Origin of the sequence: Streptomyces sp. NPDC087428 (genome assembly GCF_044744085.1) — a bacterium.
Lineage (GTDB): Bacteria > Actinomycetota > Actinomycetes > Streptomycetales > Streptomycetaceae > Streptomyces.
The window spans coordinates 257,107-278,647 of the sequence record NZ_JBIUXR010000012.1 but is presented as its reverse complement, the minus strand read 5'-3'; the positions used below and the strand labels follow the sequence as shown (position 1 = coordinate 278,647).

The following is a 21,541-nucleotide window of genomic DNA, read 5'->3' as shown; positions in this document are numbered from 1 at the left end:
TGAAGCCTTGGGGTGAACCCGCGACGCCGCCCGCGAACCCGGTGCGGGCCCGCGGACGGCGGTCGCTGTGGCGGTGAGTGCGAACCGTAGCCGTAGCCGTAAAAACAACAGCCACAGCGACGCGACAGCAACAGCCTTGCTCACAAGGGCCGTTCAGGCCGCCGCGTTCTCCGTGATGGTGACCTTGCCCTTGCGGATGGTCGCCAGCCGCGGCGCCCTGCGGGCGATCGCGCTGTCGTGGGTGACCATGATGAAGGTGAGCCCGTGCTCCTTCCACATGGTCTCCAGCACCTCCATGATCTCGTCGCGCATGGACTCGTCGAGGTTGCCGGTGGGCTCGTCGGCGAGCAGCACCTTGGGCTGCTTGACCAGGGCCCTGGCTATCGCCACCCGCTGCTGCTGGCCGCCGGACATCTCCCCGGGGAGATGTCCGAGGCGCTCGCCGAGGCCGACCGAGTCGAGCGCCTCCGCCGCGCGTCTGCGCCGCTCGGACGCCTTGCCGCCGAGGGGGACGAGGGCCGTCTCGACGTTCTCCTGGGCGGTGAGCGTCGGGATGAGGTTGAAGCTCTGGAAGACGAAGCCGATGTTCTCCGCGCGCACCTTGGTGAGCTTGGCCTCGCTGAGCTTCGCGAGGTCGACGCCGTCGAGTTCGACGCTGCCGGCCGTCGGGCGGTCCAGGCCGCCGAGCATCTGGAGCAGCGTGGACTTGCCGCCGCCGGTCGGGCCCTGGATGACCAGGCGGCCGCCGTCCTCGATGGTCAGGTCGACGCCGGCGAGGGCGTGGACGGTGGACTTGCCGCGCGTGTAGCGCTTGGTGACGCCTTGAAGCGTGTACATGGGTCAGCTCCTGCTGGACGGTGATCGCGGGTCCCGGATGAACGGGTGCCGGGTGAGGAGGTTCCCGGTGAACAGGTCCCGGACCACGGATCACGGGGGACGGGGGCCGGGACTCCCGGGCGTCGGGTGTCCCGCGAGGGGCTACTCGACGCGGCGCAGGGCGTCCGCGGGGCGCAGCCGGGAGGCGCGCCAGCCGCCGAAGGCGCCCGCGATCAGCCCGCCCGCCACGGCCAGGCCGACGGCGATCAGGATGATCGAGAGGGAGACGGGCGCGGTCAGGGCGATGTCGAGGGCCTTGGAGGCGCTCTGTCGGCCGGGGCCGCCGCCCATCATGCCGCCGCCCATCCCGCCGCCCCCGCCGCCCCCGGAGCCGCCGGAGGAGCCGAGCTGCGCGGTCAGGGTGGGGCTGATCGCGGTGACGGCGTAGGCACCGGCCAGACCGACCGCGATGCCGAGGACGCCGCCCATCAGGCCGTTGACGAGGGCCTCGCCGACGACCTGGCGGGTGACCCGGCCGCTCTTCCAGCCGAGTGCCTTGAGCGTGCCGAACTCCCGTACCCGGCGGCTGACCGCGGAGGAGGTGAGCAGGCCGGCCACCAGGAAGGCCGCGATCAGCACGGCGATGGAGAGCCACTTGCCGACGCTGGAGGCCAGGTCGGACGCGGTGGACAGGGAGCCGGAGACCGTGTCGGCGAGATCGGCGGAGGTGGTGACGGTGGTGCCGGAGATGTTCTTCTGGATCGTGGACTTGACGCTGTCGATCTGCTGCGAGTCCGCGGCCTTCACATAGACCGTGGTGACCTTGTTCTTCGCGTCGGCGAGGGTCTGCGCCCGCTGGAGCGGGATGTAGAGGTTGGCGGCCGCGTCGCCGCTGTCGGCGGCGGAGACGCCGACGATCGTGAACTTGGTGCCGTGGACGGTCACCGTCTTGTCGACGGTGAGCTTCTTCTCCTTGGCGTAGGCGGCGTCGACGACGGCCACCTTGCCGTTGGTCTCCGTGGCCTTGAAGGTCCGGCCCTTCATGATCTTCGACGAGGTCAGCGGGCCCAGGTCCTGCTTGGTGACGTCGGTGCCGTAGACCGTGTAGGAGTTGACGTCGAAGGAGGCGCCGCCACCCTTGACCTCGCCCTGGGGCTGGCCGCCGCCCCCGGCGCCGCCGCGGCCGCCCTGGGACGTACCGCCCTCCTGCTTGAACTCACCGCGCTTGAACTGGCCGTCCACCTTCATGACGGTCATGCTCAGTCCGCCGACGGCGTCGGCGACGCCGTCCTGCTTGTCCACCTTGTCGACCGTGGTGGAGGCCAGGGTCTGGAAGCCCTGGACCATGACCCGGTCCGTGCTCTGGGTCGAGTCGTCGCCGTTCTCCTTGGCGTCGAACTCGAACTTGGGCCGCTCCGTGCCGGAACCCGGAGCCGCGGCGGCCTTGGTGACGGTCATGTCGGTGCCGAGGCCGTACAGCGATTCCAGGACCTTGTCCTGGGCCTTGCTCATGCCGGAGGAGACCGAACTGACGATGATGACCAGCGCAATGCCGAGGCCGAGCCCCGAGGCGACGACGAGCGCCGCCTTTCTGCGGCGGCGCAGCTCGCGCCGGAGGTAGGTGAAGAACATGGCGCGAGGCTATGGACCGGTTGTGATGGTGGGTTAAGGCCACCATGAGATCCGGATGAGAACGCCCGGGAACGCCGCGGGCGGCGGCACCGGGATCCGTGGGGATCCGGTGCCGCCGCCTGCGGTGGGGGACTTGGGGCCGATCGGCGTCCTGCCCGGGGCGAGGAGGACGTCGGGTCAGGCCGCGGGAGCCGTCCACTGGGCCCAGCTCATGTTCCAGCCGTTGAGGCCGTTGTCGGGCTGGATGGTCTTGTCCGGGGAGTTCTTGATGATGACGACGTCACCGATCATGGAGTTGTTGTAGAACCAGGCACCGGGCGCGGAGGCGTCGCCGGCACCCTTCGTGTCGGAGAGACCGACGCAGCCGTGACTGGTGTTGGCACTGCCGAAGATCGACTTGGCGCCCCAGTAGTTGCCGTGGATGAAGGTGCCCGACGTGGACAGCCGCATGGCGTGCGGCACGTCCTTGATGTCGTACTCACCCTTGCCGTCGTCGTCGGTGAAGCCGACCGTCGAACCGTCCATCCGGGTCTCCTTGAACTTCTCGGAGATCACCATCTGGCCGTTGTACGTCGGGTTCTCCGAGGAACCGGCGGAGATCGGGATGGTCTTGATCGTCTTCCCGTTCTGGGTGACGGTCATCGTGTGCGTCTTGGCGTCCACGGTCGAGACCTGGTTGCGGCCGACCTTGAAGGTGACCGTCTTCTGCTGCACGCCGTAGACGCCGTCCGCGCCCTCGACGCCGTCCAGCGCCAGCTTCAGCGTGACGGTGGAGCCGCCCTGCCAGTAGTCCTCGGGGCGCAGGTCCAGGCGCTGTGCGTTGAACCAGTGGCCGACGACCTGCTGGCCGCTGCTGGACGTCACGGTGATGCCGTCCAGGACGGCCTTCTTGTCCGTGATCGCCTTGTTGAAGTTGATCGAGACGGGCATGCCGACGCCGACGGTGGAACCGTCCTCGGGGGTGAAGTTCCCGATGAAGCTGTTGGCGGGCGACACGGTGGTGAAGGAGGAGTTCTCGTGCGCCTCGCGGCCCTTCGAGTCCTTCGCCGTCGCGGTGATCTTGTACGTGGTCGAGCGCTCCAGCTGGGCGTCCGGCTTCCAGCTGGTGCCGTCGGCGGCGAGGGTGCCCTTGACGCTCGCACCGGCCGCCGTGGTCATCGTGACGACCGTGAGCTTGCCCTTGGCGACGGAGACCTTCGCGTCGTTGTTGATGCTCGCGTTGGTCGCACCGTTCTTCGGCGAGATCGCTATCTGCGCCTCCGAGGCCTCCTCGGCCGCCGCCTTGTCGACCTCGGCCGCCTGTGACTTCTTCGAGCTGTCGGGGCTGGCACCCTTGTCGCCGCCGTCGCTGCAGGCCGTGAGCACCAGCACGCCGCCGAGCAGTGCGGACGCGGCCATGAGGCCCTTGCGCCGCTTGCTGTCCGTCATCACACGCTTCTCCATCGTTGCCGAAATCCCCAAAAACCCCGAGTCAGGCCGTTGACCGGCGGTACCCCGTCAATGTTCCAAGAACACCTGGAAAGGGTTGCCCGTTCCACATCTGCGGAAGATGTGGGGAACACCACTCATCGACGCGGTGGTATCAGCGGTGGTTCCCGTGGTCCACCACGTAGGGGCCGCCGGTGTCCGACCCGGTTGTCCAGCAGTTCCACGACCCGGTGCGCCGGCTGTCACGCACACCGGCCCCGGCCCGCCGGAAGCGGGCCGGGGCCGGTGGTTCTCCACCTGCTACGCCCGCCGCTCCGCACTGCCGTCGTCGTCGTTCTCCTCCCCATTGTGCGGGACGCCGGCACCGTCTTCGTCGCCGTCGTCCTCGTCCTCGTCGTCATCGCCGTCGTCGAGGTCCCATCCGTCCGGGTCCTGCGGGTCGTAGGCGATGATCTCGCTGTTCCAGGAGGCCTGGGTCAGCTCGACCCCGGGCACCTCACTGACCAGGTCGAACGGGTCGATCAGCGAGGCGAGGGCCTCCGCGGCGTCTTCCCGGACGGCGGTCTCGGCATGCGTGCGTTCCTCGGCGGAATCGCCGCCGGGCTCACCGAACTCGGCCGCGAGGCTCTCCAGGGCGGTGCCGCTCAGGGCGTCGGCGTCCGTGATCTCCAACACCATTTCCACCTGAAGCCGAACATAACGTGATGTCTCAGAAGTGCTCATGTGCCGGAGCGTAAGCTCCCGGCCGCCGCGGCTTTCCTGCGACCCGCTGCTTTCACTAGCATCGGTCGCAGGCCTAACTCACGGCTGTCACAAGGGGGATCGATTCTGTGGCCATCACCCGCCGCCCGCTCCTGACCGCCACCGCCGCGGGAGCGCTGCTGTGCGCCCTCTGGTTCGTACCGACGGCCAACGCCACCGGCGGCACGGACGCCACCGCGGGCACACCGGGCCGGACGTCCGCCGTCGACGCCAACGGCACGGACGGCACGACGCTCGCCGACACCGGGACCGGGATCGACACGACTCCGTACCTGATCGGGGGCATCGCGTTCCTGGGCATGGGCGCGGGCCTCGTCACCTACTCCGCCCGCCGCGTCGGCCCGTCGCCGGCGCACTGACCCTCATACGGAGGCGGCCACCGGGTTCACCCGGTGGCCGCCTCCGCCTACGTCACTGGAACGAGCGACTCCGAAAGGCCCTAGGCGAGCCGCCCCGTCACCGGCTCCACCGCCGCGACCAGGTTCCCCGCGCGCACGAACGCGTCCGCGGCGGCCAGGTCCGGCGAGAGGAAGCGGTCCGGGCCCGGCCCCTCCACGCCCGCCGCCCGCAGCGCCTCGACGGCCGCCAGCGAGGCGGGCGCCGGGGTGAGTCCCTGCGCGGCGCGCAGCTCGATCGCGCGGGTCGCCGCGTACAGCTCGACGGCGACGATCCGGGCGAGGTTCTCGACGGCGGTACGGAGCTTGCGGGCGGCCGACCAGCCCATCGAGACGTGGTCCTCCTGCATCGCGGAGGACGGGATCGAGTCCGCCGAGGCCGGGACGGCTAGCCGCTTCATCTCGCTGACCAGGGCCGCCTGGGTGTACTGGGCGATCATCAGGCCGGAGTCGACGCCGGCGTCGTCCGCCAGGAACGGCGGCAGCCCGTGCGAACGGTTCTTGTCCAGCAGCCGGTCGGTCCGGCGCTCGGTGATCGAGCCGAGGTCGGCCGCGACGATCGCCAGGAAGTCCAGGACGTACGCGACCGGGGCACCGTGGAAGTTGCCGTTGGACTCGACCCGGCCGTCGGAGAGCACCACCGGGTTGTCGACGGCCGCGGCCAGTTCGCGGTCGGCGACGAGCCGGGCGTGGGCGAGGGTGTCCCGGCCCGCGCCGTTGACCTGCGGGGCGCACCGCACGGAGTAGGCGTCCTGGACGCGGGGGGCGTCGTCCTGGTGGTGGCCGGTGAGGCCGGAGCCCGCGAGGACCCGGAGCATGTTGTCGGCGCTGGCGCCCTGGCCCGGGTGCGGGCGGATGGCGTGCAGCTCGGGGGCGAGGACCTTGTCCGTGCCGAGCAGGGCCTCCAGGGAGAGGGCCGCGGTGATGTCCGCCGAGGTGTAGAGGTTCTGGAGGTCGGCGATGGCCATCACGAGCATGCCGAGCATCCCGTCGGTGCCGTTGAGGAGGGCCAGGCCCTCCTTCTCGCGCAGCTCGACCGGGGTGATGCCGTGGGCGGCGAGGAGCTCGCCGGCGGGGCGCACGACACCGTCGGGGCCCTCCGCGTCGCCCTCGCCCATCAGGGTCAGCGCGCAGTGCGAGAGCGGCGCCAGGTCGCCGGAGCAGCCGAGCGACCCGTACTCGTGAACGACGGGGGTGATCCCTGCGTTCAGGACGTCGGCCATGGTCTGCGCGATCCGGGGCCGTACGCCCGTGTGGCCGGAGGCGACCGTCTTCAGCCGGAGGAACATCAGCGCCCTGACGACCTCGCGCTCGACGCGCGGGCCCATGCCGGCGGCGTGCGAGCGGACGATGTTGCGCTGGAGCTGCGCGCGGAGTTCCGGGCTGATGTGGCGGCTGGCCAGTGCCCCGAATCCGGTGGAGACGCCGTAGACCGGCTCGGGCTTGGCGGCGAGCGCGTCGATGACCTCACGGGCCGCGGCGAGGGCGCTCACCGCGGCGGCGGAGAGCTCGACACGGGCGTTGTCGCGGGCCACGGCGATGACGTCCTGGGCGGTGGTACCGGACGTCCCCACCACGACTGTATGCATATCCATATTCAGAAGCGTACGGATTGAATCTCTTCATGTCACTAGTGGTCGCCCGGTTGACCCCTTACCGATCGGACCGGGCGGCTCAGGGACGGTTCCCGCGCAGCCGGCGCCGGTCGTGGGCGGGTTTGGGCGGGGAGTCGGCCAGCCGGATCACCTCGCCGTCGCGCCCCGCCACCACGGGCTCCGGCGACCGGGCCGCCTTCGCCCGGTACTGGGCCGCGTCCGCCAGCCGGAACAGCCGCCGCGCGGAGACGACCGGGCCGATCGGGTCCCCGGTCGAGGCGATCCCGCAGGCCACCCCGTTGCCGAACTCCAGCTCGGCCGCCCGCTCGCAGAGTTCGGTGGCCACCGCGACCACCTCGTCCGCCCCCGGGCCCACGGCCAGCAGACAGAACTCGTCCCCGCCGAGCCGGGCCGACAGGGCGCCGGGCAGCCTGGCGCCGCACCGGGACAGCACCGAGCCGAAACGTTCCAGCAGGCGGTCACCGACCGCGTGGCCATGGGTGTCGTTGACCCACTTCAGCCCGTTGAGATCGCAGACGACCAGGCTGACCACCGAACCGTCCACCCGGTGCCGCTCCACCGCCTCGTCCAGCCGCATGTCGACGGCCCGCCGGTTGGCGAGGCCGGTCAGCGGATCGGTGAAGGCGAGCTTGCGCACCTCCTCCAGGCGCTCCGTCTGGGAGATCCCGGCGGCCACGACGGCGGCCAGCACGGTGGCGAAGTCCGCGTCCGCGCGCCCGAACACCGGCTCCCCCACCGGACGCGCCACATAGAGCTCGCCCCAGGCCCGGCCGTGCAGCACGATCGGCGCCACCACGCAGCAGCCGCGCCCGCGCCGGCGCAGGGCCGCCACCCGCTGATGGCAGTAACCGTGCCCGTAACCGCGCGCACCCGCCGCCCCGGCCCCCCGCCCACCGTCCACGGGAGCCGGCTCCACCGGGCCCTCGGCGGTCTCCACCCAGGCGTCCGGCTCACCGCCCCCGGCCCACCGCTCGTGGAGGAACTCGGTGATCTCCGGGAACTGGTGCACCGGGTACGTCTCCTCGTCGGGGAACTCCTCCTCCCCCTCGGCCCGGTCGCCCGCGTTCACCAGGACCCGCAGCCGCCCGCGCCCGCGCTCCCACACCGAGAGGGCGGCGAAGCTGCCGCCCAGCGCCTCGCACGCACCCAGCGCGGCCGCTCGCCAGCACCCCCGCGGGGTGTGCGCCGCCGCCATCGCCTGCGCAAGCGACACCACGGCCCGGAGTCGCGCATCATCACCACCCATCGCTCCAGCCTATGTAGATTTGTGGTGATTTGATCAGTTTACGACCATGATCATGCGCGTTGCGTCGCCGATCGACTACTCGCAGTTACTGACGCGTCACTCCCCGGGCCAGTTCGGCTTCCGCTTCTCGTTGAACGCGGCGACGCCCTCCGCGCGGTCGCCGGAGAAGGCCACCGACCGCCACGCGGAGTCCTCCACCTCCAGGCCGGCCCGCAGATCGAGCCCGTGCCCGAGCCGCAGCGCCCGCTTCGCCGCGCGCAGCCCCACCGGGGAGTTGCCCGCGATCCGGCCGGCGAGGGCCAGCGCCTCGGAGCGGTCCTGCCCCTCCGCCACCAGCTCGTCGACCAGCCCCAGCTCACGGGCCTCCGCCGCCTCCACCCGGCGGGCGGTGAAGATCAGCTCGGCGGCGCGCGCCGCCCCGATCCGGCGCGGCAGCAGCTGGGTGCCGCCGCCGCCCGGGATGACGCCGACCGAGACCTCGGGCAGGCCCACCAGAGCGGTCCGGTCGGCGACGATCAGATCGCAGGACAGGGCCAGCTCGAATCCGCCGCCGAGCGCGAAACCGTGCACCGCGGCGATCGTCGGCATGGGCAGTTCGAGGACACCGGTGTAGGCGGCGCGGGCGGTGGGCCGCTGCCGCACCAGGTCGGCGTCGGTGAAGGAGTTCCGCTCCTTGAGGTCCGCCCCCACACAGAAGGCCCGCTCATGGCTGGAGGTGAGGACGGTGACCCGTACGTCCGGGTCGGCGGCGAGCGCGGCGCAGGCGGCGCCGATCGAGCGGGCCATGTCCGTGGACACCGCGTTCATGGCCTTCGGCCGGTCGAGGACCAGCTCGGCGACGTGCTCCAGGCCCTCGTGACCCCGTACGACGACGAATTCCCCGAACCGCTGCTCGGACGTGACGGTCATGACTGCACCCCTGTCGGTTAACGAGCGTTACCGCAGGGATCCTAGAGCGCCGCCCCTCAAGCCGGACGAGGCGAGGTCAGGACTGGCCGCGACGGGCCAGCAGCCACGGCTCGACGACCCCGAGGCCGCGCACCGGGCGCTGCCACATCGGCTGAAGCCCGTAGCGGTACTTGGGCACCGGCCCCGGCTCCTCGCCGTCCGCGCCCTCCTTCTCGGCGCGGGCCGCGGCCGCCGCGTCCTGCGCGGCCCTGGCCTCGGAGACGGGGGCGTCGCCGGTACGGGTCAGCTCCTCGGCGAACGCCCCGTCCACCAGGACGGCGTCCTTCGGAGCTATCGAGGTCAGCCGGCTGGCGAGGTTCACCGTGGTGCCGAAGACATCGCCCATCCGGGTGGTGACCGTGCCGAACGCGATGCCGACGCGCAGCGCCGGCATCGTCTCGTCCAGCGCCATGGCCTCGACGAGGCGCAGCGCGATCTCGGCCGCGGTGCCCGCGTCGTCGGCGGCGAAGAGGACCTCGTCGCCGAGCGTCTTGATGAGCCGGCCGCCGTGCGCGGCGACCAGGTCGGCGCAGGTGGTCTCGAAGGACTCGACGAGCTCGCCGAGCTCCTCCTCCTCCAGCCGCCGGGTGAGCCGGGTGAAGCCGACGAGGTCGGCGAAGCCGACGGCGAGCCGCCGGTCGACCATCTCGTCGTCGTCCGCGGCCTGCACGACCCGGCCGGTGGCGGCGGCGAGCTGGCGCCGCCACACGTAGACGAGGAACTCCTCCAGCTCCGGCAGGAGCAGCTCGACCAGGGGGTACGTGACCTCGGTCCGGGTCATACCGGGCTCGGGCGGCTCGGTCAGGCCCTCCAGGAACGAATCGATCTGCCACTCCGCCAGCCGGGCGGTGGTCTGCCCGGTGGACCGGGCCACCTGGATCGCCATGGGCTCGCTGAGCAGCCCGGCCTCGACCAGACCTGACAGCCGCCGCAGCGCCAGCACGTCCGCCTCGGTCAGCGCCTTGGCCTGTCCGATGTCGGCGAAGCCCATGGCCCGCCAGAACCGGGACGCCAGGTCCATGGAGACGCCCGCGGTCCGGGCGGCCTGGAACGGGGTGTAGCGCCGGTCGGCGCCCAGGATCAGCGCTTCCAGCCTGATCGCGAGGGGGTCGTCGGTCGGTTCCGCCGTGTGGTCGACTTCGTGATGCGGTGTCGCGTGGACCGATGGGTCCGACGGGGGCTCCGCGCCATCGCCGGAGGTCGTGTCGTCGACGGTCACCAGCCGCCTCCTGCCCGTTCCCTGCGCACTGCCCTGCCGATCTGTCGGTGGATCGCCTCAACGATACGGCAGGTGTGCCCTACCTCACGTCCCCAGGTCACCCGGATGCGGGGCACGCCGCTCAGGTCAGACCGCCTCCGGCCCCCCGCAGGTGCACGACGTCGCCGGCCGACACGGGCTCCTGGAGGCCGTCGCCGGTCGACAGGACCAGCCGCCCGTCCCCGTCGATCGCCACCGCCTCGCCCGTGAGGGTGCGGTCGCCCGGCAGCTGGGCCCGTACCGTGCGTCCGAGCGTCGCGCAGCTCGCCGCGTACGCCTCGCGCAGGCCGCTCGCGGCCGCGTCGCCGTCCGCCGCGCGCCACTTCCCGTACCACTGCTCCAGCGAGCGCAGCACGCCCCTGAGCAGCGTCTCGCGGTCCGTGGAGACCGCTCCGGCCAGGGCGAGCGAGGCGGCCGTGGGGGCGGGCAGCTCGTCCGCGCGCAGGGAGACGTTGAGGCCGATGCCGATGACGACCCCGTCACCGGCGCGTTCGGCGAGGATGCCGCCGGTCTTGCGCTCCTCGGTGGACGGGGCCTCCCCCGGGCCGGGGCCGCCGGAGTCCGTGGGGACGGTGACCAGGACGTCGTTGGGCCACTTCAGTGCCGTGTCGATGCCCGCCGACTTCGCCAGACCGGCCGCCACCGCGACCCCGGTGAGCAGCGGCAGCCATCCCCAGTGCCGCACCGGGATGTCCCCGGGGACCAGGTAGACGGAGAAGAAGAGGCCGGAGCGGGGCGGGGCGGTCCAGGTCCGGTCGAGGCGTCCCCGTCCGGCGGTCTGCTCCTCCGCGACCAGGACGGCGCCCTCGGTGAGCCCGGCGGCCCGCCCGACGAGGTCGGAGTTGGTGGACCCGGTGGTGTCCACGACGTCGAGGGAGCTCCACAGCCCGTCCGGCCGGAGCAGACCGCGCCGCAGCGCGGGAACGTTCAGGGGCGGCCGGTCCAGGTCCGACCAACGGTTGTGAGACGCATCCGAAGGTGTCATGCAAGCCACCCTAGGTGTGTCAAACGACGCACTGCCGAACCGTATCCGCGCCGATACGCTACGGGACAGTAGCCGTTCATCCGCTGATCAGCAGCACAGTCGTCCCCGTGACCAGGCAGGGAGCCGCAACCCGATGTCCGAGCCGGAAGAGACCGACATCCACACCACCGCGGGCAAGCTCGCGGACCTGCAGCGCCGTACCGAAGAGGCGACCCACGCGGGTTCCGCGCGCGCGGTGGAAAAGCAGCACGCGAAGGGCAAGTTGACGGCGCGCGAGCGCGTGGACCTGCTGCTGGACGAGGGCTCCTTCGTCGAGCTCGACGAATTCGCCCGGCACCGCTCGACGAACTTCGGGATCGAGAAGAACCGCCCGTACGGAGACGGTGTCGTCACCGGGTACGGCACGGTCGACGGCCGCCCCGTCTGCGTGTACTCGCAGGACTTCACCATCTTCGGCGGCTCGCTCGGCGAGGTCTACGGTGAGAAAATCGTCAAGGTGATGGATTTCGCGCTGAAGACCGGCTGTCCGGTCATCGGCATCAACGACGGCGGCGGCGCCCGTATCCAGGAAGGCGTGGCGGCGCTGGGTCTCTTCGCGGAGATTTTCCGGCGCAATGTGCACGCCTCGGGTGTCGTCCCGCAGATCTCGCTGATCGTCGGACCGTGCGCGGGCGGCGCGGTCTACTCCCCCGCTATCACCGACTTCACGGTCATGGTCGACCAGACCTCGCACATGTTCATCACCGGGCCCGACGTCATCAAGACGGTCACCGGTGAGGATGTCGGCTTCGAGGAACTCGGCGGCGCCCGCACCCACAACACCACCTCCGGTGTGGCGCACCACATGGCGGGCGACGAGAAGGACGCCATCGAGTACGTCAAGTCGCTGCTCTCCTACCTCCCGTCGAACAACCTCTCCGAGGCCCCGGCGTTCCCGGAGGAGGCGGACCTCGCGACCAGCGAGGAGGACCGTGAGCTGGACACGCTCATCCCCGACTCGGCGAACCAGCCGTACGACATGCACACCGCGATCGAGCACGTGCTGGACGAGGGCGAGTTCCTGGAGACCCAGGCCCTGTTCGCGCCGAACATCCTCACCGGTTTCGGCCGGGTCGAGGGTTATCCGGTCGGCATCGTCGCCAACCAGCCGATGCAGTTCGCCGGCTGCCTGGACATCAACGCGAGCGAGAAGGCCGCGCGCTTCGTGCGCACCTGCGACGCCTTCAACGTGCCCGTGCTGACCTTCGTGGACGTGCCCGGCTTCCTGCCCGGCGTCGACCAGGAGTACGGCGGCATCATCCGCCGCGGCGCCAAGCTGATCTACGCGTACGCGGAGGCGACGGTCCCGCTGATCACGGTGATCACCCGCAAGGCGTTCGGCGGCGCCTACGACGTCATGGGCTCCAAGCACCTGGGCGCCGACATCAACGTCGCCTGGCCGACCGCCCAGATCGCCGTCATGGGCGCGCAGGGCGCCGTCAACATCCTGCACCGCCGCACGATCGCCGCCGCGGAGGATCAGGACGCCACCCGCGCCGGGCTGATCGCGGACTACGAGGACGCGCTGCTCAACCCGTACGTGGCGGCAGAGCGCGGTTACGTGGACGCGGTGATCATGCCGTCCGAGACCCGGGCCCACGTGGTCAAGGGGCTGCGGCAGCTGCGGACCAAGCGGGAGTCGCTGCCCCCGAAGAAGCACGGCAACATCCCTCTCTAGAAAGGGCTCCGGCCATGATCAAGGTCGTACGGGGCAACCCGACCCCGGAAGAGCTGGCAGCCGCGCTCGCGGTCGTCCGGGCCCGCGCCGCCGCGGTGGCCGCCGTGTCGTCCGGCGCGCCGGAGCTGCCCGGCCAGTGGTCCGACCCGGGCCGGGTCGCCCGGCGCGGCCGTCATCTGCCGGGGCCGCGCGCCTGGGCGCGCACGTACTGGCCCGGGTAGCCGGCAGGAGGCTCCCGTGGGTGGTTGAGTACGCGTACTCAGGCGCCCGCGCGGCCCGCGCGGCAGGATCGTGGGCATGCTGTGGTCGGACCCCGAGAACAAGCCGCCGAAGGAACTGCGCGACGCCCAGGACATGATGCGGCGCGCGGGTCTGGTGCTCGCGCTGGCCATGGTGGTCGCCATGTTCGTGCTCGGCACCCGCTGACCGTGCGGGAGGCGTGCGGCTGATTTGTACGATGGCGCGCATGACTGATCCCGCACCCCGCCGTCTCGTGCTCGCCTCCGCCTCCCCCGCCCGCCTCGGTCTGCTCCGGCAGGCCGGGTTCGCTCCCGAGGTGATCGTCAGCGGGGTGGACGAGGACGCGCTGAGCGCCCCGACCCCCGCCGAGCTGGCGCTGGTCCTCGCCGAGGCCAAGGCCGCGGCCGTGGCCGCGCTTCCGGAGGTCGCCGGCGCCCTGGTCATCGGGTGCGACTCGGTGCTCGAACTCGACGGCGAGGCGCTCGGCAAACCGGCCGACGCCGAGGACGCCACCGCCCGCTGGAAGTCCATGCGGGGCCGGTCGGGGGTGCTGCGGACCGGTCACAGCCTGACCGACACCGCGGCCGGGCGGACGGTCTCGGAGACCGCGTCGACGACGGTCCGCTTCGGTGAGCCGACGGACGCGGAGATCGCCGCCTACGTGGCCTCCGGCGAACCGCTGCACGTGGCGGGCGCCTTCACCCTCGACGGGCGCTCGGCGCCGTTCGTGGACTCCATCGACGGCGACCCGGGCAACGTCATCGGGCTCTCGCTGCCGCTGCTGCGGCGGCTGCTGGGCGAGCTGGGCATCCCGGTCACCGATCTCTGGGTCTGAGCGGGGCCCGTCAGGCCGGGGCCGGGGCCGCCGGCGGCTCCGTACCCGCCTCGGCGGCCGGCTCCTCGCGGTCGGCGCCGTACAGCACCAGCGTCAGCACGAGCAGTCCGAGCACCACCATCATGAACACGAACGCGGTCCAGCCGACCGGACCCACCGTGACCGCGCCCAGCACCCCGTGGATGACGGCGCAGCAGATGAGGACGATCCGGGCGATCCGGCCCGGGGCCCGGTCGCGGATGCCGGTCAGCAGGAGCAGCACCCCGCACAGCAGCAGGAACAGTCCGGAGACTCCGCCGAGCGCCCAGGTGCCGTTGGCCATGGCGCCGGGGTCCATCCCCGCCAGGGACATGTCCTGGTTCTTCACGACGGTCGCCATGACGCCGTTGACGACCACGATGCCCACGGCTTCCGCGAACAGCGCGATCGCGGCTATGAAAGCCACCGGCCTGCGCACCATGGCGCTCACCCCCTGTTACCTGCAGTACGTGCGATAGCGCGGACCCTACTAATCGGTAATGCTCCGGACAAGGGGTTGGCCGCCTTCGCGCCGCTGCGGCCTCCCGGCGGGTCCCCGCGGGGAGGGCGGCCGGGCGGCGGGCAAAGAATCGCACAGCCGTTAGTAGGAATCAGACAAAGAAACACCGGGCGTCGCTGCCCGTACCGACAGAGACCTGGACCACACCTCGTGGCTACTGTGCGGTTATGGATCCCGGCGTACCGTGGTGCCACAAGGGATTTCGCGACTTGAGCAAGCCTCGAATCACACTCCGTGTGGGCAAGCTCACCATTGGGGACGGGTCGTAGGGCCGTGTCGGTAGTCCCTAAACTCAGCTTGTTTCAAGGAGGGAGCCATCGTGCGCAAGGTGCTCATCGCCAACCGTGGCGAAATTGCTGTCCGTGTTGCCCGAGCTTGCCGGGACGCGGGAATCGGGAGCGTGGCCATCTACGCGGACCCGGACCGCGACGCTCTGCACGTGCGGGCGGCCGACGAGGCATTCGCCCTGGGCGGTGACACCCCGGCCGCCAGCTATCTGGACATGGCCAAGGTGCTCCAGGCTGCCAAGGACTCCGGGGCGGACGCGATCCACCCGGGTTACGGATTCCTCTCGGAGAACGCCGAGTTCGCCCAGGCCGTGCTGGACGCCGGGCTGACGTGGATCGGCCCGCCGCCGCAGGCGATCCGGGACCTCGGTGACAAGGTCGCCGCCCGTCACATCGCGCAGCGCGCGGGTGCCCCGCTCGTCGCGGGCACCCCGGACCCGGTCGAGGGCTCCGCCGAGGTCGTCGCCTTCGCCGAGGCGAACGGGCTGCCGATCGCGATCAAGGCCGCCTTCGGCGGTGGCGGGCGCGGGCTGAAGGTCGCCCGCACCCTGGAGGAGATCCCGGAGCTGTACGACTCCGCGGTCCGTGAGGCCGTGGCCGCGTTCGGGCGCGGGGAGTGCTTCGTGGAGCGCTACCTCGACAAGCCGCGGCACGTGGAGACCCAGTGCCTGGCCGACTCCCACGGCAACGTGGTCGTCGTCTCCACCCGTGACTGCTCGCTCCAGCGCCGGCACCAGAAGCTGGTCGAGGAGGCCCCGGCGCCGTTCCTGTCCGAGGCACAGAACGCCGAGCTGTACGCGGCGTCGAAGGCGATCCTGAAGGAGGCCGGTTACGTCGGCGCCGGCACGGTCGAGTTCCTCGTCGGCACGGACGGCACGATCTCCTTCCTGGAGGTCAACACCCGCCTCCAGGTCGAGCACCCGGTGACCGAGGAGGTCACCGGCCTCGACCTCGTGCGCGAGATGTTCCGGATCGCCGACGGCGAGGAACTGGGCTACGGGGACCCGGTCATGCGCGGCCACTCCTTCGAGTTCCGGATCAACGGCGAGGACCCGGGCCGCGGCTTCCTGCCCGCCCCCGGCACCGTCACCCTGTTCGCCCCGCCGAGCGGCCCCGGTGTCCGCCTGGACGCGGGCGTCGAGTCCGGCTCGGTCATCGGCCCCGCCTGGGACTCGCTGCTGGCGAAGCTGATCGTGACCGGTGCGACGCGTGAGCAGGCGCTCCAGCGCGCGGCCCGTGCGCTGGGCGAGTTCACCGTCGAGGGCATGGCCACCGCCATCCCCTTCCACCGTGCGGTCGTCGCGGACCCGGCGTTCACCTCGGACCCGTTCCGGATCCACACCCGCTGGATCGAGACCGAGTTCGTCAACGAGATCCCGGCGTTCGCCGCTCCGGCCGACGCCGAGGCGGACGAGGAGTCCGGCCGCGAGACCGTGGTCGTCGAGGTCGGCGGCAAGCGCCTGGAGGTCTCGCTGCCCTCGTCGCTCGGCATGAGCCTGGCCCGCACCGGACTCGCGGCGGGCGCCAAGCCCAAGCGCCGCGCGGCGAAGAAGTCCGGCTCCGCGGCCTCCGGCGACACCCTCGCCTCCCCGATGCAGGGCACGATCGTGAAGATCGCCGTGACCGAGGGCCAGGAGGTCAAGGAGGGCGACCTGATCGTCGTCCTGGAGGCCATGAAGATGGAGCAGCCGCTCAACGCGCACCGCGCCGGCACGGTCAAGGGCCTGGTCGCCGAGGTCGGCAGCTCGGTCTCGTCCGGTGCCGTCATCTGCGAGATCAAGGACTGACCCCCGCTCCGTCCGTTCCACCGGCGCCCCTGTCACCTCGTACGACGTGGCAGGGGCGCCGTTCGTGGGCCGGGGGAACGCCGCCTGCGGCGCACCGGCCCGGACGCGCGATGGCATCCTGGACCCCCGCGGCGGAATCAGGGAGGACTGCGCGATGGCGATGAGCACGGCAGGGACACCGGCCCGGCCCATGCGCGCCGACGCGCGCCGCAATTACGACCGGCTGCTGGCCGAGGCCCGTACCGCGTTCGCGGAGCACGGCACGACGGCGTCCCTGGAGGATGTCGCGCGGCGCGCGGGGGTGGGGATCGGCACGCTGTACCGGCACTTCCCGACCCGGCACGCGCTGATGAGCGCGGTGTTCCAGGAGGCCGTGGCCGACCTGATCGCCCGCTCCCGCGAGTTGGCCGGGACGGAGCGGCCGTGCGACGGGCTGGTGGAGTGGCTGGGCGCGATCATCACTCATGCGGGTGAGTACCGCGGGCTGGCCCAGGCGCTCATGTCGACGTGCCGGGACGAGACTTCGGCGCTGTCCCCGTGCAATGTGCCGCTGCGCGAGGCGGGTTCGGTCCTGCTGGTCCGTGCGCGGGCGAGCGGGGCGGTGCGGGCGGAGGTCTCCATCGACGACCTGATGCAGCTCACGAACGCGATCGCGCTGGCCGCGGAGCAGTCGCCGGACGATCCGGGCCTGGCGGGGCGGCTGCTGGCACTGACGGTGCGGGGCTTGCGGGCGTCGGGCTGAGGGCGGCCCGCCCCGGCGGCTCCGCGCCGCGAACGCCGGCGGGGCCGGAGCACTACCGCCGGCGCAGGTCCGCCACCCGGGCCCGCTCCCCCTGCTCCGCCAGCACCGACGCCGTGCCGCGTAACTGCTGCGGCCCGCCCCCGTGCGTCCGCCGCTGCCCCGGCAGGGGCATGTCGCGGCGGTTGGTCCGGCCGGGCGGCGCGGGGTCCGCCGGGGTCTGGGCGCCTCCGGCGCCGGCCACCGCGATCTGCACTCCCTGGTCCGCCAGGGCCTGGAGCTCCGCCGCGGCCCGGTCGTCGTGCGCGGCCGGTTCGTCCGTCACGAGACGGGTGATGAGGTCGGTCGGCACCGTCTGGAACATGGTGTCGGCGCCGAGCTTGGTGTGGTCCGCCAGGACCACCACCTCCCCCGCCGCCTGCACCAGCGCCCGGTCCACGCTCGCGGAGAGCATGTTGGACGTGGAGAGCCCGCGCTCGGCGGTGAGCCCGCTCCCGGACAGGAAGGCGCGCGAGACCCGCAGCCCCTGGAGCGACTGCTCGGCACCACTGCCCACCAGGGCGTAGTTGGAACCGCGCAGGGTGCCTCCGGTCATCACCACTTCCACCCGGTTGGCATGGGCCAGCGCCTGGGCGACCAGCAGCGAATTGGTCACCACGGTCAGACCGGGGACCCGCGCGAGCCGGCGGGCCAGCTCCTGCGTGGTCGTACCGGCGCCGACCACGATGGCCTCGCCCTCTTCGACGAGACCGGCGGCCAGATCGGCGATGGCCGTCTTCTCCGCGGTCGCGAGATGGGATTTCTGCGGAAAGCCGGACTCCCGCGTAAAACCGCCCGGCAAAACCGCACCGCCGTGCCGGCGGTCGAGGAGTCCTTCCGCCTCCAGTGCCCGCACGTCCCGCCGTACGGTCACTTCGGAGGTCTGGACGACGCGGGCGAGCTCACGGAGCGATACCGCCCCGTTGGCACGCACCATTTCGAGGATCAATTGACGACGTTCTGCAGCGAACACGAAACTGACAGTAACGCCATCACCCGAGAGTTTTCAGCAGTTTGCGCCGAATAGCAGAAGTTGTACATACAAGGGGCCGCCAAGTGGTATAGGCGGCCCCGTTGTTGTTCCCTACTGATCGCAGGCGGTCGCCGGACCGCCCGAGTTGCCGGGAGTCACCGGGTAACGCCCGGCCCCCGAGGGGTTCTACGCCTCGCCCGCCTGCTTGCGGGTGTGCAACTGACGGGCCACTTCCGCGATCGATCCCGACAGGGACGGATACACAGTGAAGGCGTTTGCGATCTGTTCCACCGTCAGATTGTTGTCGACCGCGATCGAGATGGGGTGGATCAGCTCACTCGCCCGCGGTGCGACGACACAGCCGCCGACCACGATGCCGGTACCGGGCCGGCAGAATATCTTGACGAACCCGTCCCGGATGCCCTGCATCTTGGCGCGCGGGTTGCGCAGCAGCGGCAGCTTGACGACGCGGGCGTCGATCCTGCCCCCGTCGACGTCGGACTGGCTGTAGCCGACCGTGGCGATCTCCGGGTCGGTGAAGACGTTCGAGGAGACCGTCTTCAGGTTCAGCGGTGTCACCGCGTCACCGAGGAAGTGGTACATCGCGATCCTGCCCTGCATCGCGGCGACCGAGGCGAGCGCGAAGATCCCGGTGACGTCACCGGCCGCGTAGACGCCCGGCGCGCTGGTGCGGGAGACCTTGTCGGTCCAGATGTGGCCCGAGTCCTTGAGCTTGACCCCGGCCTCCTCCAGGCCCATGCCCGCGCTGTTCGGGATCGCGCCGACCGCCATCAGGCAGTGCGACCCGGAGATGACCCGGCCGTCGGCGAGGGTGACCTCGACGCGGTCACCGACGCGCTTGGCGGACTGGGCGCGGGAGCGGGCCATCACGTTCATGCCGCGGCGCCGGAAGACGTCCTCCAGGACGGCGGCCGCGTCCGGGTCCTCGCCCGGCAGCACCCGGTCACGGGAGGAGACGAGGGTGACGCGGGAGCCGAGGGCCTGGTAGGCGCCGGCGAACTCCGCGCCCGTGACACCCGAGCCGACCACGATGAGCTCCTCGGGGAGCTCGTCGAGGTCGTAGACCTGGGTCCAGTTCAGGATCCGCTCGCCGTCGGGGAGCGCGTCCGGGATCTCCCGGGGGTGGCCGCCGGTCGCGATCAGCACGGCGTCGGCGGAGAGGGTCTCCTCCGTGCCGTCGGCCGCGGTCACCACGACCTGGCGGGAGCCGTCGGCGGCCTGGAGGCCCGCCAGCCGGCCGCGTCCGCGCATCACCCGCGCACCCGCACGGGTGACGGAGGCGGTGATGTCGTGGGACTGGGCGAGCGCCAGGCGCTTCACCCGTCGGTTGACCTTGCCCAGGTCGACGCCGACCACGCGCGCCGCCTGCTCCTTGTGCGGGGTGTCGTCCGCGACGATGATGCCCAGCTCCTCGTACGAGGAGTCGAAGGTGGTCATCACCTCTGCCGTCGCGATCAGGGTCTTCGAGGGCACGCAGTCGGTGAGCACGGACGCGCCGCCGAGGCCGTCGCAGTCGACGACGGTCACCTCCGCGCCGAGCTGGGCGCCCACCAATGCCGCCTCGTACCCGCCGGGTCCGCCGCCGATGATCACGATCCGGGTCACGAAAAGTCCGCCTCGCGTTTCGTCCCGCGGCCGTCTGCTTCCCCGGCCGGGGTCCAGGGGGTCGCCCCGGGTGAATGCAGTACGTACTTCATTGTCCCGCACGCGCCAAGGTGCTTCGCCCCGGGGCCCTCCATACGTGCACCGGGCCCCCGGGGCGGGGGCCGGGGCCGCAGGTGGCGCACCCCCCGGGCGGGCGTCTTCCTCCCAGGAATCGACCTCCCCGCGGCCACCTCCCGTACCCTCGACCCCATGTCGCTCTACGCCGCATACGCCGGCAACCTCGACGCGCGGCTGATGACGCGCCGCGCACCGCACTCGCCGCTGCGCGGAACCGGCTGGCTGAACGGCTGGCGGCTGACGTTCGGCGGGGAGCAGATGGGCTGGGAGGGTGCGCTGGCCACGGTGGTCGAGGCGCCGCGCTCCCAGGTCTTCGTCGCCCTGTACGACCTGGCGCCGATGGACGAGGACTCCATGGACCGCTGGGAGGGTGTCGGCCTCGACATCTACCGGCGGATGCGGGTCCGGGTGCACACCCTGGACGGCGAGGAGCCGGCCTGGATGTACGTGCTGAACGGCTACGAGGGCGGGCTGCCCTCCGCCCGCTACCTCGGCGAGATCGCGGATGCCGCCGACTCCGCGGGCGCACCGCACGACTACGTGATGGAACTCCGCAAGCGCCCCTGCTGAGCCCGGACAGCGCCCGCGAGCCGCCTTTCCGCAGGATCGCCGCCCCACCGCTTGTGGGAACGCACGAACAGCTGCTTTCAGACTCTGTACGGGAGCATCTACGCGCGTAGGGAATCAGCGGTTACGCTCATCCGCGTGAACGCATCAGTTATTCCGGACCACATCCAGGGCGACCCGCTGGCCGCCGCCGCCGACGCCGCCGCCCGCCTGCGCGAGCTGACCGGTGCCGAGACCCACGACGTCGCACTCGTGATGGGCTCCGGCTGGGCACCCGCGGGCGATGCGCTCGGCATTCCGGAGGCCGAGTTCCCGGTGACCGCGCTGCCGGGCTTCCCGGCCCCCGCCGTCGAGGGCCACGGCGGCACGATCCGCTCGTACCGGATCGGCGAGAAGCGCGCCCTGGTCTTCCTCGGCCGCACGCACTTCTACGAGGGCCGCGGCGTCGCCGCCGTGGCGCACGGGGTGCGTACGGCTGTCGCGGCGGGCTGCGGGACCGTGGTGCTGACGAACGGCTGCGGCGGGCTGCGCGAGGGCATGCGCCCCGGCCAGCCGGTCCTGATCAGCGACCACATCAACCTCACGGCGGCGTCGCCGATCATCGGCGCCAACTTCGTCGACCTGACCGACCTGTACTCCCCGCGGCTGCGGGCGCTGTGCAAGGAGGTCGACGAGACCCTCGAAGAGGGCGTGTACGTGCAGTTCCCCGGCCCGCACTACGAGACCCCGGCCGAGATCAACATGGTCCGGGTCATGGGCGGCGACCTGGTCGGCATGTCCACCGTGCTGGAGGCCATCGCGGCCCGGGAGGCCGGGGCCGAGGTCCTGGGCATCTCGCTGGTGACGAACCTCGCCGCCGGGCTGAGCGGGGAGCCGCTGAACCACGAAGAGGTGCTCCAGGCGGGCCGCGACTCCGCGACCCGGATGGGCTCGCTGCTGGCGCGTCTGCTGGACCGCATCTGACCCGGACCGTTTCGGGGGCACCGCCCC

The 21,541-nt window shown here is 71.5% G+C and carries 21 protein-coding genes; 9 read left to right on the top strand and 12 right to left on the bottom strand.

The genetic code is table 11. The features are described 5' to 3' along the window. Positions 1–153: 153 nt before the first annotated feature. The 4 genes from ACIO3R_RS26450 to ACIO3R_RS26435 form a co-directional block, all read right to left on the bottom strand. Complete coding sequence (locus ACIO3R_RS26450) at positions 154–837, bottom strand: ABC transporter ATP-binding protein (protein ID WP_123461265.1); 684 nt, start codon at positions 835–837, stop codon at positions 154–156. Between the two features lie 141 nt (positions 838–978). Continuing rightward, positions 979–2,448, bottom strand: coding sequence for an ABC transporter permease (locus ACIO3R_RS26445; protein ID WP_402109201.1), 1,470 nt, complete (start codon positions 2,446–2,448; stop codon positions 979–981). 177 nt (positions 2,449–2,625) lie between these two features. Next, entirely contained in the window at positions 2,626–3,891 is a 1,266-nt protein-coding gene (locus ACIO3R_RS26440; RefSeq protein ID WP_385035726.1) for an Ig-like domain-containing protein, read from the bottom strand. Positions 3,892–4,176: 285 nt separating this feature from the next. Further along, on the bottom strand, positions 4,177–4,599 hold the full coding sequence (locus ACIO3R_RS26435; RefSeq protein ID WP_402109199.1) for a hypothetical protein: 423 nt from the start codon (positions 4,597–4,599) through the stop codon (positions 4,177–4,179). Between the two features lie 107 nt (positions 4,600–4,706). Between ACIO3R_RS26435 and ACIO3R_RS26430 the strand changes: the two genes are divergently transcribed. Continuing rightward, positions 4,707–4,997 (top strand): hypothetical protein, encoded by a 291-nt coding sequence (locus tag ACIO3R_RS26430; RefSeq protein ID WP_402109196.1) that lies wholly within the window; start codon positions 4,707–4,709, stop codon positions 4,995–4,997. Positions 4,998–5,077: 80 nt separating this feature from the next. On the opposite strand, the gene hutH is transcribed toward ACIO3R_RS26430, so the two are convergent. The 5 genes from hutH to ACIO3R_RS26405 form a co-directional block, all read right to left on the bottom strand. Beyond that, positions 5,078–6,628, bottom strand: a complete 1,551-nt coding sequence (hutH, locus tag ACIO3R_RS26425) for a histidine ammonia-lyase (protein WP_402109193.1) — start codon at positions 6,626–6,628, stop codon at positions 5,078–5,080. Between the two features lie 79 nt (positions 6,629–6,707). Then, on the bottom strand, positions 6,708–7,895 hold the full coding sequence (locus ACIO3R_RS26420) for a diguanylate cyclase domain-containing protein (RefSeq protein ID WP_385036750.1): 1,188 nt from the start codon (positions 7,893–7,895) through the stop codon (positions 6,708–6,710). Between the two features lie 96 nt (positions 7,896–7,991). Continuing rightward, complete coding sequence (locus tag ACIO3R_RS26415; protein ID WP_385036748.1) at positions 7,992–8,804, bottom strand: enoyl-CoA hydratase/isomerase family protein; 813 nt, start codon at positions 8,802–8,804, stop codon at positions 7,992–7,994. Between the two features lie 76 nt (positions 8,805–8,880). Next, positions 8,881–10,062, bottom strand: a complete 1,182-nt coding sequence (locus ACIO3R_RS26410; protein ID WP_385036746.1) for an adenylate/guanylate cyclase domain-containing protein — start codon at positions 10,060–10,062, stop codon at positions 8,881–8,883. A 121-nt stretch (positions 10,063–10,183) separates the two neighbouring features. Continuing rightward, on the bottom strand, positions 10,184–11,086 hold the full coding sequence (locus ACIO3R_RS26405) for a biotin--[acetyl-CoA-carboxylase] ligase (protein ID WP_385036744.1): 903 nt from the start codon (positions 11,084–11,086) through the stop codon (positions 10,184–10,186). 133 nt (positions 11,087–11,219) lie between these two features. On the opposite strand from ACIO3R_RS26405, the gene ACIO3R_RS26400 reads away from it, so the two are divergent. The 4 genes from ACIO3R_RS26400 to ACIO3R_RS26385 all read left to right on the top strand — a co-directional run bounded on the left by ACIO3R_RS26400 (position 11,220) and on the right by ACIO3R_RS26385 (position 13,878). Then, on the top strand, positions 11,220–12,803 hold the full coding sequence (locus ACIO3R_RS26400; RefSeq protein WP_385036742.1) for an acyl-CoA carboxylase subunit beta: 1,584 nt from the start codon (positions 11,220–11,222) through the stop codon (positions 12,801–12,803). A 14-nt stretch (positions 12,804–12,817) separates the two neighbouring features. Beyond that, positions 12,818–13,024, top strand: coding sequence for an acyl-CoA carboxylase epsilon subunit (locus ACIO3R_RS26395; RefSeq protein WP_362953928.1), 207 nt, complete (start codon positions 12,818–12,820; stop codon positions 13,022–13,024). A gap of 76 nt (positions 13,025–13,100) precedes the next feature. Next, complete coding sequence (gene mmpB, locus ACIO3R_RS26390) at positions 13,101–13,229, top strand: morphogenic membrane protein MmpB (protein WP_093900106.1); 129 nt, start codon at positions 13,101–13,103, stop codon at positions 13,227–13,229. Positions 13,230–13,260: 31 nt separating this feature from the next. Continuing rightward, positions 13,261–13,878, top strand: coding sequence for a nucleoside triphosphate pyrophosphatase (locus ACIO3R_RS26385; protein WP_363022361.1), 618 nt, complete (start codon positions 13,261–13,263; stop codon positions 13,876–13,878). Between the two features lie 10 nt (positions 13,879–13,888). Here ACIO3R_RS26385 and ACIO3R_RS26380 read toward each other — a convergent pair whose 3' ends face one another. Then, the gene (locus ACIO3R_RS26380) at positions 13,889–14,347 is read right to left on the bottom strand and encodes a hypothetical protein (protein ID WP_385036738.1); all 459 of its coding nucleotides are present in this window, start codon (positions 14,345–14,347) and stop codon (positions 13,889–13,891) included. 388 nt (positions 14,348–14,735) lie between these two features. Here ACIO3R_RS26380 and ACIO3R_RS26375 point away from each other — a divergent pair, with 388 nt between their 5' ends. After that, positions 14,736–16,490: an acetyl/propionyl/methylcrotonyl-CoA carboxylase subunit alpha gene (locus ACIO3R_RS26375; RefSeq protein WP_402109185.1), complete on the top strand. Its 1,755-nt coding sequence runs from the start codon at positions 14,736–14,738 to the stop codon at positions 16,488–16,490. A 154-nt stretch (positions 16,491–16,644) separates the two neighbouring features. Beyond that, positions 16,645–17,232, top strand: coding sequence for a TetR/AcrR family transcriptional regulator (locus ACIO3R_RS26370; RefSeq protein ID WP_385036734.1), 588 nt, complete (start codon positions 16,645–16,647; stop codon positions 17,230–17,232). A 52-nt stretch (positions 17,233–17,284) separates the two neighbouring features. Here ACIO3R_RS26370 and ACIO3R_RS26365 read toward each other — a convergent pair whose 3' ends face one another. Together ACIO3R_RS26365 and ACIO3R_RS26360 are read right to left on the bottom strand one after the other, a co-directional pair. Beyond that, positions 17,285–18,241: a DeoR/GlpR family DNA-binding transcription regulator gene (locus tag ACIO3R_RS26365; protein ID WP_385354939.1), complete on the bottom strand. Its 957-nt coding sequence runs from the start codon at positions 18,239–18,241 to the stop codon at positions 17,285–17,287. A 186-nt stretch (positions 18,242–18,427) separates the two neighbouring features. Further along, on the bottom strand, positions 18,428–19,867 hold the full coding sequence (locus ACIO3R_RS26360) for an NAD(P)H-quinone dehydrogenase (RefSeq protein WP_402109181.1): 1,440 nt from the start codon (positions 19,865–19,867) through the stop codon (positions 18,428–18,430). Positions 19,868–20,116: 249 nt separating this feature from the next. Here ACIO3R_RS26360 and ACIO3R_RS26355 point away from each other — a divergent pair, with 249 nt between their 5' ends. Then, positions 20,117–20,554 carry a gamma-glutamylcyclotransferase gene (locus tag ACIO3R_RS26355; protein ID WP_024490113.1) on the top strand — a complete coding sequence of 146 codons (438 nt, stop codon included), beginning with the start codon at positions 20,117–20,119 and terminating at the stop codon, positions 20,552–20,554. 135 nt (positions 20,555–20,689) lie between these two features. Then, positions 20,690–21,514 (top strand): purine-nucleoside phosphorylase, encoded by an 825-nt coding sequence (locus ACIO3R_RS26350; protein ID WP_385036728.1) that lies wholly within the window; start codon positions 20,690–20,692, stop codon positions 21,512–21,514. Positions 21,515–21,541 lie beyond the last annotated feature (27 nt).

Bases quoted from the DNA above. Each gene is read 5' to 3' on its own strand.
- ACIO3R_RS26355 (WP_024490113.1), top strand. From the start codon at position 20,117: ATGTCGCTCTACGCCGCATACGCCGGCAACCTCGACGCGCGGCTGATG.
- ACIO3R_RS26420 (WP_385036750.1), bottom strand. From the start codon at position 7,895: ATGGGTGGTGATGATGCGCGACTCCGGGCCGTGGTGTCGCTTGCGCAG.
- ACIO3R_RS26435 (WP_402109199.1), bottom strand. From the start codon at position 4,599: ATGAGCACTTCTGAGACATCACGTTATGTTCGGCTTCAGGTGGAAATG.
- ACIO3R_RS26450 (WP_123461265.1), bottom strand. From the start codon at position 837: ATGTACACGCTTCAAGGCGTCACCAAGCGCTACACGCGCGGCAAGTCC.
- ACIO3R_RS26445 (WP_402109201.1), bottom strand. From the start codon at position 2,448: ATGTTCTTCACCTACCTCCGGCGCGAGCTGCGCCGCCGCAGAAAGGCG.
- ACIO3R_RS26405 (WP_385036744.1), bottom strand. From the start codon at position 11,086: ATGACACCTTCGGATGCGTCTCACAACCGTTGGTCGGACCTGGACCGG.
- ACIO3R_RS26395 (WP_362953928.1), top strand. From the start codon at position 12,818: ATGATCAAGGTCGTACGGGGCAACCCGACCCCGGAAGAGCTGGCAGCC.
- ACIO3R_RS26440 (WP_385035726.1), bottom strand. From the start codon at position 3,891: ATGGAGAAGCGTGTGATGACGGACAGCAAGCGGCGCAAGGGCCTCATG.
- ACIO3R_RS26385 (WP_363022361.1), top strand. From the start codon at position 13,261: ATGGCGCGCATGACTGATCCCGCACCCCGCCGTCTCGTGCTCGCCTCC.
- ACIO3R_RS26370 (WP_385036734.1), top strand. From the start codon at position 16,645: ATGGCGATGAGCACGGCAGGGACACCGGCCCGGCCCATGCGCGCCGAC.
- ACIO3R_RS26400 (WP_385036742.1), top strand. From the start codon at position 11,220: ATGTCCGAGCCGGAAGAGACCGACATCCACACCACCGCGGGCAAGCTC.
- hutH (WP_402109193.1), bottom strand. From the start codon at position 6,628: ATGGATATGCATACAGTCGTGGTGGGGACGTCCGGTACCACCGCCCAG.
- ACIO3R_RS26415 (WP_385036748.1), bottom strand. From the start codon at position 8,804: ATGACCGTCACGTCCGAGCAGCGGTTCGGGGAATTCGTCGTCGTACGG.
- mmpB (WP_093900106.1), top strand. From the start codon at position 13,101: ATGCTGTGGTCGGACCCCGAGAACAAGCCGCCGAAGGAACTGCGCGAC.